The following is a 15,738-nucleotide window of genomic DNA, read 5'->3' as shown; positions in this document are numbered from 1 at the left end:
CGTGCCCGTACGTGGTCGTGGTTACCGTCCCGAACAGGTCGACCGGGAGTACGCCGCGCTGACCCAGGACCGCGACGACGCCCTGGAGCGCGTCGCGCAACTCACCTCGCTGGCCGACCGGATGGTGGGCGAGGCGGAAGTACTCGCGGCGCGGGTGGCGGCGCTGGAGCCGCCGACGTACGAGAATCTGGGCCGCCGCGCCCAGCGGATCCTGGCGCTCGCGCGGCAGGAGGACGAGACCCTGCGGGCCGAGGTGCGCGAGGAGTGCCGGGCGGCGCTCGCGGCGGCCGAGTCCGAGGCGGTGAACATACGCGAGGCCGCGCGCGAACATGCCGCCGGCGTACGGGGGGACGCGGAGGCGCACGCCGAGCGCGTGGTGGAGGCGGCGCAGGACGCGGCCGACGAGGCGCGCGACGAGGCGCGGAACGAGGGTGCGGAGCGCCGGGCGGAGGCGCTCGCGGAGCTTCAGGAGGTGCGCCGGCGTACGGAGCGGCTGCTGGAGGAGCTGGAGCAGAAGCACACGGAACGGCTCGCGGCGGCGGACCGCGAGATCGCGGCGCGGGAGGCGGTGCTGGAGGCCGACACGGCCGAACGCACCGCACGGGCGCAGGCGAAGCTGACGGAGGCGCAGCGGGGGCTGTCGGCGGCGGGCGAACAGGCGCGGCACCGCCAGGAGGACGCGCAGGACCAGGCGGACGAGCTGAAGGCCCAGGCCAGGGCGCGGGCGGACTCGGTGGCGCGGGACACGGAGCGGCTGGTACGGGCGCACGAGGAGGCGCGCGAGGAGATGCGGGCGCACATGGCGCACGTACGGAACAGTCTGGCGGCGCTGACGGGGAGGGCCCCGACGGAGGAGTGACGGGGCACGTGGGGAGTACGTCGGGTCGTGGTGCCGTGGCGGCTTGACTTGGAGAGCATTCCAATTCGTACCTTTCACGACATGACCACGCATGAGCACCACAGCCCGGACCCGAACCCCTGTCGGAACCCGGACCAGCACCGGATCGGTTCGGGTTTCGGGGCACGGAGCACCACCGACGACGTGCTGCGCGGGATCGATCTCACGGGGAAGACCGCGCTCGTGACCGGCGGATACTCGGGTATCGGCCTGGAGACCACCCGGGCGCTGGCCGCCGCCGGCGCCCGGGTCGTCGTACCGGCGCGGCGGCGCGCCCTGTGGGAGCGGTCCGCCGAGCTGACGGGCGTCGACGCCTTCGCCTGAGCACCGAGCACCGGGGCCGCCCGCTCTTCCCGGGCGTACGGGCCCTGAGGGTCCCGCGTACGGCCCCTAAGGGTCCTGCTGGTCCGCAGGTGGGTCCGGGAGCACCGGGAAGCGGCGCGGCGCGAGGAGGAGCAGGGCGAGGAGGGCGAGCGCGCCCGCCCCCGCCGCGCCCACGTAGACATGGTCGACGGCCGTGTCCATCGCCCGGCGCAGATACTCCGCCGCCTCGGCGCTCAGGGACGCCGGATCCTCCAGGGCCCGCGCGACACCGTCCACGTCCTCGGGCAGACCGGGCGTGGGCGCGCTCGCCAGCCGTTCGGAGAGTACGGAGTTGGCGACGGCGCCGAACACCGCGGCGCCCACGCTCTGGCCGATCAGCCGGCAGAAGAGGATGGAAGCGGTGGCCGTGCCCCGCTCCGCCCAGCCGACCGTCGACTGCACCCCGATGATCAGCGGAAGCTGGAACAGCCCGAGCGCCGCGCCCAGCAGCAGCATGATCAGGGTCGGTTGCCAGGCGTGCCCGGGGTAGGGGAGCAGAGGGAAGGAGAGCAGGACCAGCGTCGCGAGGGAGATGCCGATGACGGCGGTCTGCCGGAAGCCGACGCGGTTGTAGACCCGGTTGGACAAGGCCGCGCTGACCGGCCAGCTCAGTGTCATGGCGGAGAGCACGAACCCGGCGGCGATCGGGCCGAGCCCGAGGACGGACTGCGCGTACGTCGGGAGGAAGACGGTCGGGGCGACCATCAGCAGCCCCAGCGCGCCGAGCGCGAGATTGACGGCGGCGATGGTGCGGCGGCGCCAGACCCACCCGGGGATGATCGGCTCGGCGGCCCGGCGCTCGATGACGACGGTGAACGCGGCGAGGAACGCGCTGGCGCCGAGGAACGCGAGCGACGGTGCGGAGAGCCAGGGCCAGGCGACCCCGCCCTGGACGAGCGCGGTGAGCAGCAGCGCGCCGGTCGCGAAGACGCCCACGGCGCCGGCCCAGTCGATACGCGGCCGGGAACGGGGCGCCCGTCCCGTACCCGCACCGCTTGCCGTCCCCGCCCTCGTCCCCGTACCGCGTGCCGTATCCGTACCGCTCCGGGCGCGGTGCGGCTCGTGGAGGTATCTGACGACCAGCCAGAGCGCCACCGCCCCGACCGGCAGGTTGATCAGGAAGATCCAGCGCCAGTCCGCGTACCCCGCGATGAACCCGCCCACCGCAGGGCCCGCCACGGACGAGGAGGCCCAGACCGTCGACAGCTTGGCCTGGATCTTGGGTCGTTCCTTGAGCGGGTAGAGGTCGGCGGCGATGGTCTGCACCGTGCCCTGGAGCGCCCCGCCGCCCAGGCCCTGGACGACGCGGAAGGCGATCAGGGAAGCCATGTTCCAGGCGGTGGCGCAGAGCAGCGAGCCGATGAGGAAGAGGACGATCCCGGCGACCAGTACGGGCTTGCGTCCGAGGGTGTCGGAGAGTTTTCCGTACACGGGCAGGGTGACCGTGACGGCGAGCAGATAGCCGGAGAACAGCCAGGAGAAGACGGCGAATCCGCCGAGATCGCCGACGATCTGCGGGACGGCCGTGGAGACGACGGTGCCGTCGAGCGCGGCGAGCGCCATCCCGAGCATGAGCGCGGCGACGACGGGACCGCGCCCGCGGGGGGTGCGCGGCCCGCCGGGTATCGCCTCCGCAGGGCCCGTGTCCTTGGTGTGTTCCGTGCCCTCGGTACTTCCTCCGGAGCCGCTCACAAGTTCCCTTCCCCGTACACGTATCTGGTCGGGGACACCTTCTCACCCGCACCTCACAGGGCGGGAGGGGACGAAAGGGGGCGCCCGGGGCCCGTCGGCGGGTCCCTCCGCGGGTGGAGTCCCCTAGGGGTACCTCCTTACGTCTCGCCAGGGGCCGTTCGTCCCGGTGGAGGACGTGCGGGCCGTTCCCCGCTCCTTAAGTTGTTCTTACGGACACGGGGGGCGGAAAACCCGTATCGCATGAAAAGCGGAAGAGGAGATATACCGTGACAACGGCTGTGACCATCCCCAGGCACGGGGGTACTGGAGGGCGGACGGCCGTCGCGGCGCGAGCGCGGCAGCTCGTCAAGGCGTACGGCTCGGGCGACACCCGGGTCCTCGCACTGGACCATGTCGACGTGGACATCGCCCGGGGGGAGTTCACCGCGATCATGGGCCCGTCCGGCTCCGGCAAGTCGACGCTGATGCACTGCCTCGCCGGACTGGACACGGTCTCCTCCGGCGAGATCCACCTCGCCGAGACCGAGATAACCAGGCTGAAGGACAAGCAGCTCACACGGTTGCGCCGGGACCGCGTCGGCTTCATCTTCCAGGCGTTCAACCTGCTGCCGACGCTCAATGCCCTGGAGAACATCACGCTCCCCATGGACATCGCGGGCCGCAAGGCGGACATCGCGTGGCTCCGGCAGATCGTGGACACCGTAGGACTCGCCGACCGCCTCCACCACCGCCCGACCCAGCTCTCCGGCGGCCAGCAGCAGCGCGTCGCCGTGGCCCGCGCGCTCGCCGCACGGCCCGAGATCATCTTCGGTGACGAGCCGACGGGGAACCTGGACTCGCGGGCCGGCGCCGAAGTCCTCGGCTTCCTGCGCCGCTCGGTGGACGACCTGGGCCAGACGATCGTGATGGTCACGCACGACCCGGTGGCCGCCTCGTACGCGGACCGGGTGCTGTATCTCGCGGACGGCAGGATCGTCGACGAGATGGAGCGCCCGACCGCCGACGCCGTGCTCGACCGGATGAAGGACTTCGACGCCCGGGGGCGTACGTCGTGACCGTCCTCAAGACCTCGATGCGCAACGTCCTCGCGCACAAGGGACGCATGGCGCTCTCCGCCGTGGCGGTCCTGCTGTCGGTGGCGTTCGTCTGCGGCACGCTCGTCTTCACCGACACCATGAACACGACGTTCGACAAGCTCTTCGCCGCGACCTCGGCGGATGTCACGGTCAGCCCGAAGCAGGCCAAGGCCGACGCGGAATCGGGCAGTTCGCAGACCGGCCGGCCCGAGTCGCTGCCCGCGTCCACGATCGAGACCGTACGGGAGACCGCGGGCGTACGGTCCGTCGAGGGCGCCGTCAGCAGCATGAGCGTGACCGTCGTCGACGACGCGGACAAGGACCTGGGCGGCAGCAACGGCGCCCCGACCATCGCCGGCAACTGGACCCGTAACGACCTGCGGTCCATGCGGATCACCTCCGGCCACGCGCCGCGCGGCCCGACCGAGGTGATGATCGACGCCGCCACCGCCGACAAGCACCGTCTCGCGCTCGGTGACGAACTGCGCACCATCGCCGTCACGGGCGACGTCAGGGCGAGGATCTCCGGGATCGCGGACTTCACCGTCACCAACCCGGGCGCGACCGTCGTCTTCTTCGCCACCGCCACCGCCCAGCGCGTGTTGCTGGGCACGGCCGGACGCTTCACCCACCTCAACGTCACCGCCGCTCAGGGCGTCACGGACACGCGCCTCAAGCAGGACGTCGCGGCGGCGCTCGGGGCCGGCACGTACCAGCTCCAGACCCGGCAGGAGGCCGCGGACGCGAACCGCTCGGACATCGGCTCCTTCCTCGACGTCATGAAGTACGCGATGCTCGGCTTCGCCGGGATCGCCTTCCTCGTCGGCATCTTCCTCATCGTCAACACCTTCTCGATGCTGGTCGCGCAGCGGACCCGCGAGATCGGCCTGATGCGGGCCCTCGGCTCCAGCCGCAAACAGGTCAACCGCTCGGTGCTGCTGGAGGCGGTGCTCCTCGGGATCACCGGCTCGGTGGCGGGCGTCGCGGCGGGGGTGGGGCTGGCCGTCGGGCTGATGAAACTCATGTCCTCCATCGGCATGGACCTGTCCACCGACGACCTGACGGTGAAGTGGACGACCCCGGTACTCGGCCTGGTGCTCGGCGTCGTCGTCACGGTCGTCGCCGCGTACGTACCGGCGCGGCGGGCCGGGAAGATCTCCCCGATGGCCGCGCTGCGCGACGCGGGAACCCCGGCGGACGGGCGTTCCGGGTGGGTACGGGCGGTCGTCGGCCTGATCCTGACGGGCGCCGGCGGAGCCGCGCTGCTGCTGGCGGCGCGCGCGGACAAGGCGGACGAGGGCTCGCTCCACCTCGGCGTCGGCGTGGTCCTGACCCTCCTCGGCTTCGTCGTGATCGGCCCGCTCCTCGCGGGCGGGCTGGTGCGGGTGCTCGGCGCGCTGGTCCTGCGGGTGTTCGGCCCGGTCGGCCGGATGGCGGAGCGCAACGCGCTGCGCAACCCCAGGCGTACGGGGGCGACCGGCGCGGCCCTGATGATCGGGCTCGCCCTGGTGGCCTGTCTGTCGGTCGTCGGCTCCTCGATGGTCGCCTCCGCGACGGACGAGCTGGACCGGTCGGTCGGCGCGGACTTCATCATCCAGAGCGCGGGTGGCCAGCCGATCGTGCCGCAGGCCCAGGCGGCGCTGGAGAAGGCGCCCGACATCGCGCACTTCACCGAGTACAAGTGGGTCGAGGTCCGGATGACCGCGCCGGACGGGACGACGGACAGCGCCGGCCTCTCGGCGGCCGACCCGACGTACGCGACGGACCTGCGCCGCGAGACCGTCAGCGGTGAACTGACGGCGGCGTACGGCAAGGACGCGATGTCGGTCGGCGACGGCTATGCGGAGCGGCACGGCGTCCAGGTCGGCGACGAGATGACGGTGGCCTTCGCCGGCGGGCGGACCGCGAAGCTGAAGGTCGCGGCGATCACCTCGGACGATGTGAATGTGGACAAGGGCGCGATGTACGTCAACATCACGACCGTCGAGCGGTATCTGCCGGCCGACAAGGTCCCCAAGAACATGATCATGTTCGCGGCGGCGGAGGACGGCAAGGAGAAACAGGCGTACGCGGCGCTCAAGGAGGCGCTGGCCGCCTATCCGCAGTACAAGGTGCAGAACCAGACGGACTTCAAGCAGGACCTGAAGGACCAGATCGGCCAGCTCCTCAACATCGTCTACGGCCTGCTCGCCCTCGCGATCGTCGTCGCCGTGCTGGGCGTGGTGAACACCCTGGCCCTCTCGGTCGTCGAACGCACCCGCGAGATCGGCCTGCTCAGGGCGATCGGCCTCTCCCGCCGCCAGCTCCGCCGCATGATCCGCCTGGAGTCGGTCGTCATCGCCCTCTTCGGCGCGCTGCTGGGCCTGGGGCTGGGCCTGGGCTGGGGCACCTCGGCCCAGAAACTACTGGCCCTGGAGGGTCTGGGCATCCTGGAGATCCCCTGGCCCACCATCGCCACGGTCTTCGTGGCCTCGGCCTTCGTAGGCCTGTTCGCAGCACTGATCCCGGCATTCCGGGCGGGCCGCATGAACGTCCTGAACGCGATCGCCACGGAGTAGCCGGACCAGGGCGTACGACCGCGCATGCGCACGCGCGTACGTACGCGGGTACGGTAGTCACCCCGGCCCCGGTGGACGTCCTCCAACGCCCATCGGGGCCGGGGTGCGTCCCTGTCGGGGTGTCGGGGCCTGTCGGGGTTGAGGCGGGGGCCTGTCGGGGCGGGCCCGGGGTGTGTTGTGGCGGGCGGTCCGCCCCCTCCAGCTCTGATGGTCGCGGCTCCAGGGTGCGCATCAAGGGCGCTCCTACGTCGCGTCGGCTCCGCCGATGGCCTCCGGCCACCCTTGACCCGCACCCTTGCGCCGCTGGGAGAGCTTTTCGGGAGGGGGCGGGGGGGGAAGGGGTCCACTGGGGAACACCGGTGTCCTACCGGTCGGCTCCAGGCTGCGGGCCGGTTCGCCGTGCGGGGCACGCGGTAGTGGAGTGGGGCGGTGGCGGCTTTCGTCAAGCGTCCGCCGACCGGATGGGGGTTGGGCTTCATGCCCCGCTGGTCACTGTCGGGTGGCGGGTGCGGGTTCAGGCGGAGGCCTGTCGGGTTGGGGGTTGGGTGCCCGTTGTTCCGCTCATGGGTACCAAAAGCTCCCCCATCCGGGACTCTCGGTCCACGCACCCCCCTTTGAGCGCCACCCCCGCCCCACATGTCACACCCGCCCCGAGGTCACCTGGCCTCTCCACCCACGGCGGGTGACCAGCGGGGCATGAGCCCCGGCCGGCATCCGGTGGGGAGCCGCTTGACGAAAGCCGGGCCACCCCACTCCACTGCCGCGTGCCCCGCAGGGCGAACCGGCCCGGCAGCCTGCAACCCGCCGACGGAACAGAGCAGTCCCTCAGTGGACCCTTCCCCCCGCCCCCTCCCCTCTGCCTTTCCAGCGGTGCAGGGGCGGGGGTCAAGGGTGGCCGGAGGCCATCGGCGGAGCCGACGCGACGGAGGAGCGCCCTTGACGCCCGGCCCGGAGCCGCGATCATCGGATCAGGGAGGGGGCGGGCCCGCGGTGCCCAACGCACCTCTGGCCCACCCCGATTGCGTGTGCCGAACAGCGGACGCTACCGGACGACGTCGCCGGGCGTGTCCAGCCATACCCGTTCGCCGTCGCGCGTGACGCTCAGGCCGGCGCGGTCGCGTTCCGGGCGGCCGCGCTTCTCCCAGCGCCGGTAGGAGCGTTGCGCCTCATCCCACAGGGGGCGTGGCCCGTACTGCGTGACCACGTACTCGCCGGCCCCCGGGGCATGGTCGGCCGCCGCCCAGGACCTTCGGTCGTCCGCCAGGATCCAGAAGGTCGCCTCGCCGCTGCCGTTGTCCGCGTCGACCCTCATGTACCAGGCGTCGGGCAGGTCGAGGCCGATGAAGAACAGGGCGTCGGGGTCGCCGTCGAAACTGAGGGGCGACAGGTCCGTACGGGACTCGGCGGCCTCCTCCCGGTGATGCAGGAAGTCGGCGAGATAACCCCGGTGCGGACGGTTCCGGCGGGTGCGCATGAAGGCGGGGTATCCCGTGAAGCGGCCGTGTGCCTCGCCGTCGGTCACGTCCAGCACAGCGAAGCTGTACGGGAAGAAACTCCCGCCCCAGGGGGTGATGATCCGGCCCGTGGGTGCCTGCTCGACCCAGGCATACGGGACTTCGGGCACGGTGTACGTGGCGATGACGCGGTCGTAGGGAGCCCCGTCCGGTCGGCCGTACTCGCCGGGCCCGCAGAACACCTGGGGGTGGAAACCGGCCGCGTCGAGGTTTCTGGCGGCCTGCTCGGCCAGTGCGGGGTCGATGTCGACGCTGGTGACGTGGTCCGAGCCCAGGCGGTGGGCGAGCCAGGCCGCGTTGTAGCCGGTGGCCGCGCCGAGTTCCAGGACGCGCTGTCCCTCCCGTACCTCCAGGAGGTCCAGCATCTCCAGCATGATGCTCGGCAGGGAACTGGACGAGGTCGGCAACCGGTAGGTGCCTTCAGGGGTTTCCCGGCCGTCGTTGACCTGGGTGATGACGTGCAGGTCGTCGTAGACGGCCGCGAGCCACCGCTCCGGGCTCTCGCTCCGGGAGATCGTCAAACCTCCGGCCTCGATCGTGTCCGGCAGGAACAACTCACGCCGGACGGCGCCCACTGTGTCCGCCCATCCGGTGGGGACCGCCCCCTGGGAGGTCAAGATCTCCAGCAGGCGCGCCGGGGTGCTCATGTCAGGTCACGTGTCCTTCTTCTTCGGGGGATTGGTGACCGGCTTGGTCCACCTGCCGTCCCCTTCGCGGGGCGACTGCTTCTTGTCGCCCTCGGTCCCGCCCTTGCCGTCCCCGTGCGTACCCATATGTCGGCCCCTTTCGTGAAGCCTCCCGAACTGTCGTAACGCAAAGCAGTCTGGCATATGCGCAACGTCACAGGAAAGGGTGCACTGTTGAGCGCACCCGTGCTGAGCGCACCCGCGCCGCGCGCACCCCTCCGGTACCGGCAAGAAGCGGCCACCTCCTCGCCCCCTCACGCGCTCCGGCCGCGGCTGTCGTACCGGCGTCGTACGCTGGAGAACCCCGGCCCGTGCGACGTGTCGGGCCCTTCGCGTTGCCCCCTCCCGCGACCCTTACGACCCTTACGACCCACACGCCTCACCGGATCTGGACGGAAACCCCCTTCATGAGCCTGCACGGTCTGCTCGACGCCGTCATCAAGGACCCGGCGCTCGCCGAAGCGGTGAAGGCCGCCACCGACGGTCACCGCACGCATGTCGATCTGGTCGGGCCGCCGGCCGCGCGGCCCTTCGCCGTGGCCGCGCTGGCGCGGGAGGCGGGGCGGCCCGTGCTGGCCGTGACCGCCACCGGGCGGGAGGCCGAGGATCTGGCCGCCGCACTGCGGTCGCTGCTCGATCCGGACACCGTCGTGGAGTACCCGTCCTGGGAGACGCTGCCGCACGAACGGCTCTCGCCCCGCTCCGACACCGTGGGCCGCCGCCTCGCCGTACTGCGCAGGCTCGCGCACCCCGTGTCGGACGATCCGTCGGCCGGGCCGGTCAGCGTCGTGGTCTCGCCGGTGCGGTCCGTGCTCCAGCCGCAGGTCAAGGGGCTCGGTGAGCTGGTGCCCGTCGCCCTGCGCAGCGGGCAGAGCGCCGATCTGGGCGAGGTGACCGAGGCGCTGGCCGCCGCCGCGTACGCGCGGGTCGAGCTGGTCGAGAAGCGCGGCGAGTTCGCCGTACGCGGCGGCATCCTGGATGTCTTCCCGCCCACCGAGGAGCACCCCCTCCGGGTGGAGTTCTGGGGCGACGACATCGAGGAGATCCGTTACTTCAAGGTGGCCGACCAGCGCTCCCTGGAGGTCGCCGAGCACGGGCTGTGGGCGCCGCCCTGCCGTGAGCTGCTGCTCACTCCCGAGGTACGGGAACGGGCCGCCGCGCTCGCCGAGGACCACCCCGAACTGGGCGATCTGCTGGGCAAGATCGCCGAGGGGATCGCCGTCGAGGGCATGGAATCCCTCGCTCCGGTCCTGGTGGACGACATGGAGCTGCTGCTCGATGTCCTCCCCAAGGGCTCCATGACGCTGGTCTGCGACCCCGAGCGGGTCCGGACCAGGGCCGCCGACCTCGTCGCGACCAGCCAGGAGTTCCTGGCGGCGTCCTGGGCCGCCGGCGCGGGCGGCGGGGAGGCGCCCATCGATGTCGGCGCGGCCTCCCTGTGGTCCGTCGCGGACGTCCGCGACCACGCCCGCGAGCTGGGCATGATGTGGTGGTCCGTCTCCCCCTTCGCGGTCGACGAGGAGCTGGGTGACGAGGCCATCACGCTCGGCATGCACGCCCCCGAGTCGTACCGCGGCGACACCGCCCGCGCCCTCGCCGACACCAAGGGCTGGCTCGCGGACGGCTGGCGGACCGTCTTCGTCACCGAGGGCCACGGCACGGCGTCCCGTACGGTCGAGGTCCTGGGCGGCGAGGGCATCGCCGCGCGGCTCGACACCCCGGGCGCGCGTACGGCCGGGGGGCTCGCCGAGATCGTCCCGTCCGTCGTCCATGTGGCGTGCGGCTCGATGGACTACGGCTTCGTCGACCCGGGGCTGAAGCTCGCCGTCCTCACCGAGACCGATCTCTCCGGGCAGAAGGCGGCGGGCAAGGAGGGCGCCCGGATGCCCGCCAAGCGCCGCAAGACCATCGACCCGCTGACGCTGGAGCCGGGCGACTACATCGTCCACGAGCAGCACGGCGTGGGCCGGTACGTGGAGATGGTGCAGCGTACGGTGCAGGGCGCGACCCGCGAATACCTGCTGGTGGAGTACGCGCCGGCCAAGCGCGGCCAGCCCGGCGACCGGCTGTACATCCCGACCGACCAGCTGGAACAGGTCACCAAGTACGTGGGCGGCGAGGCCCCGACCCTGCACCGCCTGGGCGGCGCGGACTGGACGAAGACCAAGGCGCGCGCCAAGAAGGCCGTCAAGGAGATCGCCGCCGACCTGATCAAGCTCTACTCGGCCCGGATGGCCGCCCCCGGGCACGCCTTCGGCCCCGACACGCCCTGGCAGCGCGAGCTGGAGGACGCCTTCCCGTACGTGGAGACGCCCGACCAGCTCTCCACCATCGCCGAGGTCAAGGAGGACATGGAGAAGACGGTCCCGATGGACCGGCTGATCTGCGGCGACGTCGGCTACGGCAAGACGGAGATCGCCGTACGGGCGGCCTTCAAGGCAGTCCAGGACGGCAAGCAGGTCGCGGTCCTCGTCCCCACGACGCTGCTGGTGCAGCAGCACTTCGGGACGTTCTCCGAGCGGTACGCGCAGTTCCCGGTCTCCGTGAAGGCGCTCTCGCGCTTCCAGTCGGACACGGAGGCGAAGGCGACCCTCCAGGGGCTGCGCGAGGGCGCCGTCGACATCGTCATCGGCACGCACCGGCTGTTCTCCTCCGAGACCAAGTTCAAGGACCTGGGCCTGGTCATCGTGGACGAGGAGCAGCGCTTCGGCGTGGAGCACAAGGAGCAGCTCAAGAAGCTCCGTGCCAATGTCGACGTGCTCACCATGTCCGCCACGCCCATCCCCCGCACGCTGGAGATGGCCGTCACGGGCATCCGCGAGATGTCGACGATCACCACGCCGCCGGAGGAGCGGCATCCGGTGCTCACATTCGTCGGACCGTACGAACAGAAGCAGATCGGCGCGGCCGTACGGCGCGAACTGCTTCGCGAGGGCCAGGTCTTCTACATCCACAACCGGGTCGAGTCGATCGACCGCGCGGCGGCGAAGCTGCGCGAGATCGTCCCCGAGGCGCGGATCGCGACGGCGCACGGACAGATGGGCGAAGCCGCGCTGGAGAAGGTCGTGGTCGACTTCTGGGAGAAGAAGTTCGACGTGCTGGTCTCCACGACGATCGTCGAGTCCGGCATCGACATCTCGAACGCCAACACCCTGATCGTGGAGCGCGGCGACAACTTCGGCCTCTCCCAGCTCCACCAGCTCCGCGGCCGGGTCGGGCGCGGGCGCGAGCGCGGCTACTCGTACTTCCTCTACCCGCCGGAGAAGCCGCTCACGGAGACCGCGCACGAGCGGCTCGCGACCATCGCCCAGCACACGGAGATGGGCGCGGGCATGTACGTGGCGATGAAGGACCTGGAGATCCGCGGCGCGGGCAATCTGCTGGGCGGCGAGCAGTCGGGCCATATCGCGGGCGTCGGCTTCGACCTGTACGTACGGATGGTCGGCGAGGCGGTCGCGGACTACCGGGCGGCGCTGGACGGCGGGGAGCAGGAGGAGGCCCCGCTGGAGGTCAAGATCGAACTCCCGGTGGACGCACACGTTCCGCACGACTACGCCCCGGGCGAGCGGCTGCGCCTCCAAGCGTACCGGGCGATCGCCTCCGCGAACACGGAGGCCGACATCGCCGCCGTACGGGAGGAGCTGACCGACCGCTACGGCAAGCTGCCGGAGCCGGTGGAGAACCTGCTGCTGGTGGCGGGTCTGCGGATGCTGGCGCGGGCGTGCGAGGTGGGTGAGATCGTGCTCCAGGGCTCCAACATCCGGTTCGCGCCGGTGGAGCTGCGGGAGTCGCAGGAGCTGCGCCTGAAGCGGCTGCATCCCCGTACGGTCATCAAGCCGGCCACTCGCCAGATCCTGGTGCCACGCCCGACGACCGGCAAGATCGGCGGAAAGCCGACGGTGGGGCGGGAACTGCTGGCGTGGACGGGGGAGTTCCTGGCGACGATCCTGGGCTGAGGCGGGGTGCCGGAGTTATCCACAGGCTCCGGCGGCGCCTGGCGAGCGGTGGGAGACTCCGTCCATGACGACTTCGGAGAAGATCACCGCGTCCGACGCGGGTACGTGGCGGCTCGGCGACCTGAGCGTCCACCGGATGGGGTTCGGCGCGATGCGCCTGCCGCAGCACGGCGCGGCGTTCGGCGCCGACGCCACCCCGAGCGACCGGGACCGGGCGATCGGGGTGCTGCGCCGCGCGGTGGAGCTGGGGGTGAACCACATCGACACCGCCGCGTTCTACTTCTCCCGGCTGCGCTCCGCGAACGAGCTGATCAACCGGGCGCTCGCGCCGTACCCCGAGGACCTGGTGATCACGACCAAGGTGGGTCCCGGCCGGGATCACACCGGCGAGTGGGTGTGGGCCGACACGCCGAGGGAGCTGCGCGGCCAGGTCGAGGAGAACATACGCCAGCTCGGCCGGGACCACCTCGACGTGGTCAATCTGCGCACCCGGGGGAACCGCTCGATCGCGGAACTCTTCGGGGCGCTGGCCGAGTTGCGGGACGCCGGGCTCATCCGCCATCTCGGGGTCTCCAACGTGACCCCGGAGCAGCTCGCCGAGGCGCGGGCGATCGCGCCGGTGGTCTGCGTCCAGAACCCGTACGGCATCGGCGCGGCGGACGGCGACGCGCTGCTGCGGCTCTGCGGCGAGGCGGGCATCGCGTTCGTGCCGTTCTACGCGATCGCGGGCGCGGGCCGCGAAGCGGGCGCGGGCGGCGCGGGGCCGGCCGAGAGCCCCGAACTCCTCGCCGTCGCCGAGGCGCACGACGCCTCGCCCGCACAGATCCGCCTCGCCTGGACCCTCTCCCGGGGCCCCCACGTCCTGGCCATCCCGGGCACCGGCAACCCGGACCACCTGACGGCCAACGTGGCGGCGGGCGCGCTGAAGCTCACGGACGAGGAACTGGCCCGCCTCGAAGCGCTGCACCGGGGCGGGGAGAGGGGCGGCGACACACAGCCGTCATGACGCGCCTTGACGGTAAGGCCTGACGCCCCGTCATCACCGCACGTGAGGAGGGTTTCTGTGGCCTGCAGACGCTAAGGTTCCGGGGTGAGCAGAGTTGACGAACACATAGCGCGAACCGTCCTGCGGGGCGGAGCCCTCGCCCTCTCCGTCCTGGCGCTGGCGGGGTGCGCGGAGGAGCTGGAATCGGGCGCCAAGGAGTCCCCCTCGGCGTCGGCGTCGAGTACTGCCGGATCCGCGGGCAGCGGCGGAGGCGGCGCCGAGGCCGGTGCGTTCGGGGCCAGTCCGCTGGGCAACGACGACGGTACGAAGCCGGGGCTGGCGCCGCTCACCTCCGACGCCGACAAGAAGGCCGGGCTGGAGGTCATCGAGGAGGTGACCACCAAGAGCCGTGGTTCCAGCTCCGGTTACGACCGGAAGAAGTTCGGCTACGCCTGGATGGACACGGCGGACGGTGTGCCGCTGGCCGGGAACGGCTGCGACACCCGCAACGACCTGCTCGCCAGGGACGGGAAGGACCTGAAGTATCGTTCCGGCTCCGACTGCATCGTCGTCTCGATGAACCTGAACGACCCGTACACGGGCAAGGAGATCGAGTGGCGCAAGGAGGCGGCGGCCAAGGTCCAGATAGACCATGTGATACCGCTCTCCTACGGCTGGAAGATGGGTGCGTCCAGGTGGGACGCGGCCAAGCGGAAGCAGCTCGCCAATGATCCGCTCAACCTCGTCCCCGTGGACGGCGCCACCAACGGCTCCAAGAGTGACTCGGGCCCGGCGGACTGGCTGCCGCCGAGCGAGCGGATCCACTGCTCCTACGCCATACGGTTCGCCCAGGTCGCGCTCAAGTACGAACTGCCCGTGACCACGGCGGACAAGGAGACGATGCTGGCCCAGTGCGGCGGCTGACGCCCGTACGTACGGGGGCGGGACTGCGGGCGTAGCGGCGGGGGCGGGGCGGCAGGGGGCCGGGGGGCCGGTCAGGCGCGGGCCCGCAGGAAGGCCGATGTGGAGACCTGCCCCAGCATCTCCAGCCGTGAGTCGCCCGCCGCGAGGTGTTTCTCGGTGGCCTGCTGGACGCCCCGCCAGTTGGCGTCGCCGTAGTCGTCCAGGACGACGATCCCGCCGGGCGCCACGATCTCCTCGGCCCACTCCAGGTCGGCGAGGACCCCTTCCATGGAGTGGTCGCCGTCCACGACGATCACTCCGTACGCCCGGTCGGAGACCGCCGCCCGCACCTCGGGGTCGCCCGAGAACCCCTGGTGCACCCGGGCCTCGGCGCCCGGTGTGCCGCCCAGCGTGAGGTTGGCGCGTACGACGTCCATCCGCACCGGGGTGCCGGTCGGATCGGCCGGTTCCTTCGTGCCCGGCTGGAGCTGGCTGCCCACCAGGGGATCCACGATCGTCAGCCGGGGCTCCGTGCCGGCCCGGTGCAGCATCCGCGCCAGCGAGGCCGAGAAGAGTCCGTAGAGCGTGCCGATCTCCAGGACGTCCTCGTTCGGCGGGTCGAGCAGTGGCACCGTGGCGAGCTTGCCGCAGACATTCGAGGTGGACCCGGCGAGCCTGCCCAGGCCCAGCGCCTCCAGGGCGATCAACTGCCGGAAGGCGACGGTGACGTTACGGCGCGCTTGGGTGCCGTCCTTCCCGGTCGTCTGGGTGATCTGGCGTACGAGGGTGTCGAACTGGCCGGGGGTCGGCACCCGGGATCCGTTGCGGCCCGTCTTGTCGAACAACAGGCCGAAGGCGTAACTCTGACTCCTCAGTTCCGTGATCTCACGCTGGAGGGTGTCGAGGTCGGAGCGCAGCGGTCCGGTGGATCGCCGGATGCGCCGGTCGACCAGGGCGGCGGCCGGACGGAGGATCCGCCGCGTCAGCCGGTTGCTCAGAAGGGAGGACATGGCGCGGAAACTACGCCTCGTCAGGTCGCGGCGGACCACACCGCCATGCTCAATGAGTGAAGGGTTGGTGACGCACAGGCGACGCGGGCATGGCGCG

At 71.4% G+C, this 15,738-nt stretch carries 9 protein-coding genes and 1 pseudogene; 7 read left to right on the top strand and 3 right to left on the bottom strand.

What is annotated here, in order from left to right; translation table 11 throughout:
- The first annotated feature begins 1 nt into the window (after position 1).
- On the top strand, positions 2-859 hold the full coding sequence (locus tag ACIQ7D_RS15280; RefSeq protein ID WP_403937611.1) for a cellulose-binding protein: 858 nt from the start codon (positions 2-4) through the stop codon (positions 857-859).
- An 81-nt stretch (positions 860-940) separates the two neighbouring features.
- Positions 941-1,174: pseudogene (locus ACIQ7D_RS15275) on the top strand (SDR family NAD(P)-dependent oxidoreductase); the annotation flags it as partial.
- A gap of 114 nt (positions 1,175-1,288) precedes the next feature.
- On the opposite strand, the gene ACIQ7D_RS15270 reads toward ACIQ7D_RS15275, so the two are convergent.
- Positions 1,289-2,953, bottom strand: coding sequence for an MFS transporter (locus tag ACIQ7D_RS15270; protein WP_403937609.1), 1,665 nt, complete (start codon positions 2,951-2,953; stop codon positions 1,289-1,291).
- Between the two features lie 266 nt (positions 2,954-3,219).
- Here ACIQ7D_RS15270 and ACIQ7D_RS15265 point away from each other — a divergent pair, with 266 nt between their 5' ends.
- Positions 3,220-4,008, top strand: a complete 789-nt coding sequence (locus tag ACIQ7D_RS15265) for an ABC transporter ATP-binding protein (protein ID WP_403937607.1) — start codon at positions 3,220-3,222, stop codon at positions 4,006-4,008.
- Complete coding sequence (locus ACIQ7D_RS15260) at positions 4,005-6,587, top strand: ABC transporter permease (RefSeq protein WP_403937605.1); 2,583 nt, start codon at positions 4,005-4,007, stop codon at positions 6,585-6,587. Before ACIQ7D_RS15265 ends, ACIQ7D_RS15260 begins: the two co-directional genes overlap by 4 nt.
- Positions 6,588-7,629: 1,042 nt before the next feature.
- Here ACIQ7D_RS15260 and ACIQ7D_RS15255 read toward each other — a convergent pair.
- Positions 7,630-8,748, bottom strand: coding sequence for a methyltransferase domain-containing protein (locus ACIQ7D_RS15255; protein WP_403937603.1), 1,119 nt, complete (start codon positions 8,746-8,748; stop codon positions 7,630-7,632).
- A gap of 446 nt (positions 8,749-9,194) precedes the next feature.
- On the opposite strand from ACIQ7D_RS15255, the gene mfd reads away from it, so the two are divergent.
- The 3 genes from mfd (at position 9,195) to ACIQ7D_RS15240 (ending at position 14,652) form a co-directional block, all read left to right on the top strand.
- Positions 9,195-12,743: a transcription-repair coupling factor gene (mfd, locus tag ACIQ7D_RS15250; RefSeq protein WP_403937601.1), complete on the top strand. Its 3,549-nt coding sequence runs from the start codon at positions 9,195-9,197 to the stop codon at positions 12,741-12,743.
- 64 nt (positions 12,744-12,807) lie between these two features.
- Complete coding sequence (locus ACIQ7D_RS15245) at positions 12,808-13,749, top strand: oxidoreductase (protein WP_403937599.1); 942 nt, start codon at positions 12,808-12,810, stop codon at positions 13,747-13,749.
- Between the two features lie 84 nt (positions 13,750-13,833).
- Complete coding sequence (locus tag ACIQ7D_RS15240; protein ID WP_403937597.1) at positions 13,834-14,652, top strand: HNH endonuclease family protein; 819 nt, start codon at positions 13,834-13,836, stop codon at positions 14,650-14,652.
- A gap of 71 nt (positions 14,653-14,723) precedes the next feature.
- Here ACIQ7D_RS15240 and ACIQ7D_RS15235 read toward each other — a convergent pair whose 3' ends face one another.
- Positions 14,724-15,641 carry a class I SAM-dependent methyltransferase gene (locus ACIQ7D_RS15235; RefSeq protein ID WP_403937595.1) on the bottom strand — a complete coding sequence of 306 codons (918 nt, stop codon included), beginning with the start codon at positions 15,639-15,641 and terminating at the stop codon, positions 14,724-14,726.
- Positions 15,642-15,738 lie beyond the last annotated feature (97 nt).

Source organism: Streptomyces sp. NPDC096310 (assembly GCF_044763125.1).
GTDB lineage: Bacteria > Actinomycetota > Actinomycetes > Streptomycetales > Streptomycetaceae > Streptomyces.
Note: the sequence above shows the minus strand (reverse complement) of the source record. Positions and strands in the feature narration are given on the sequence as shown.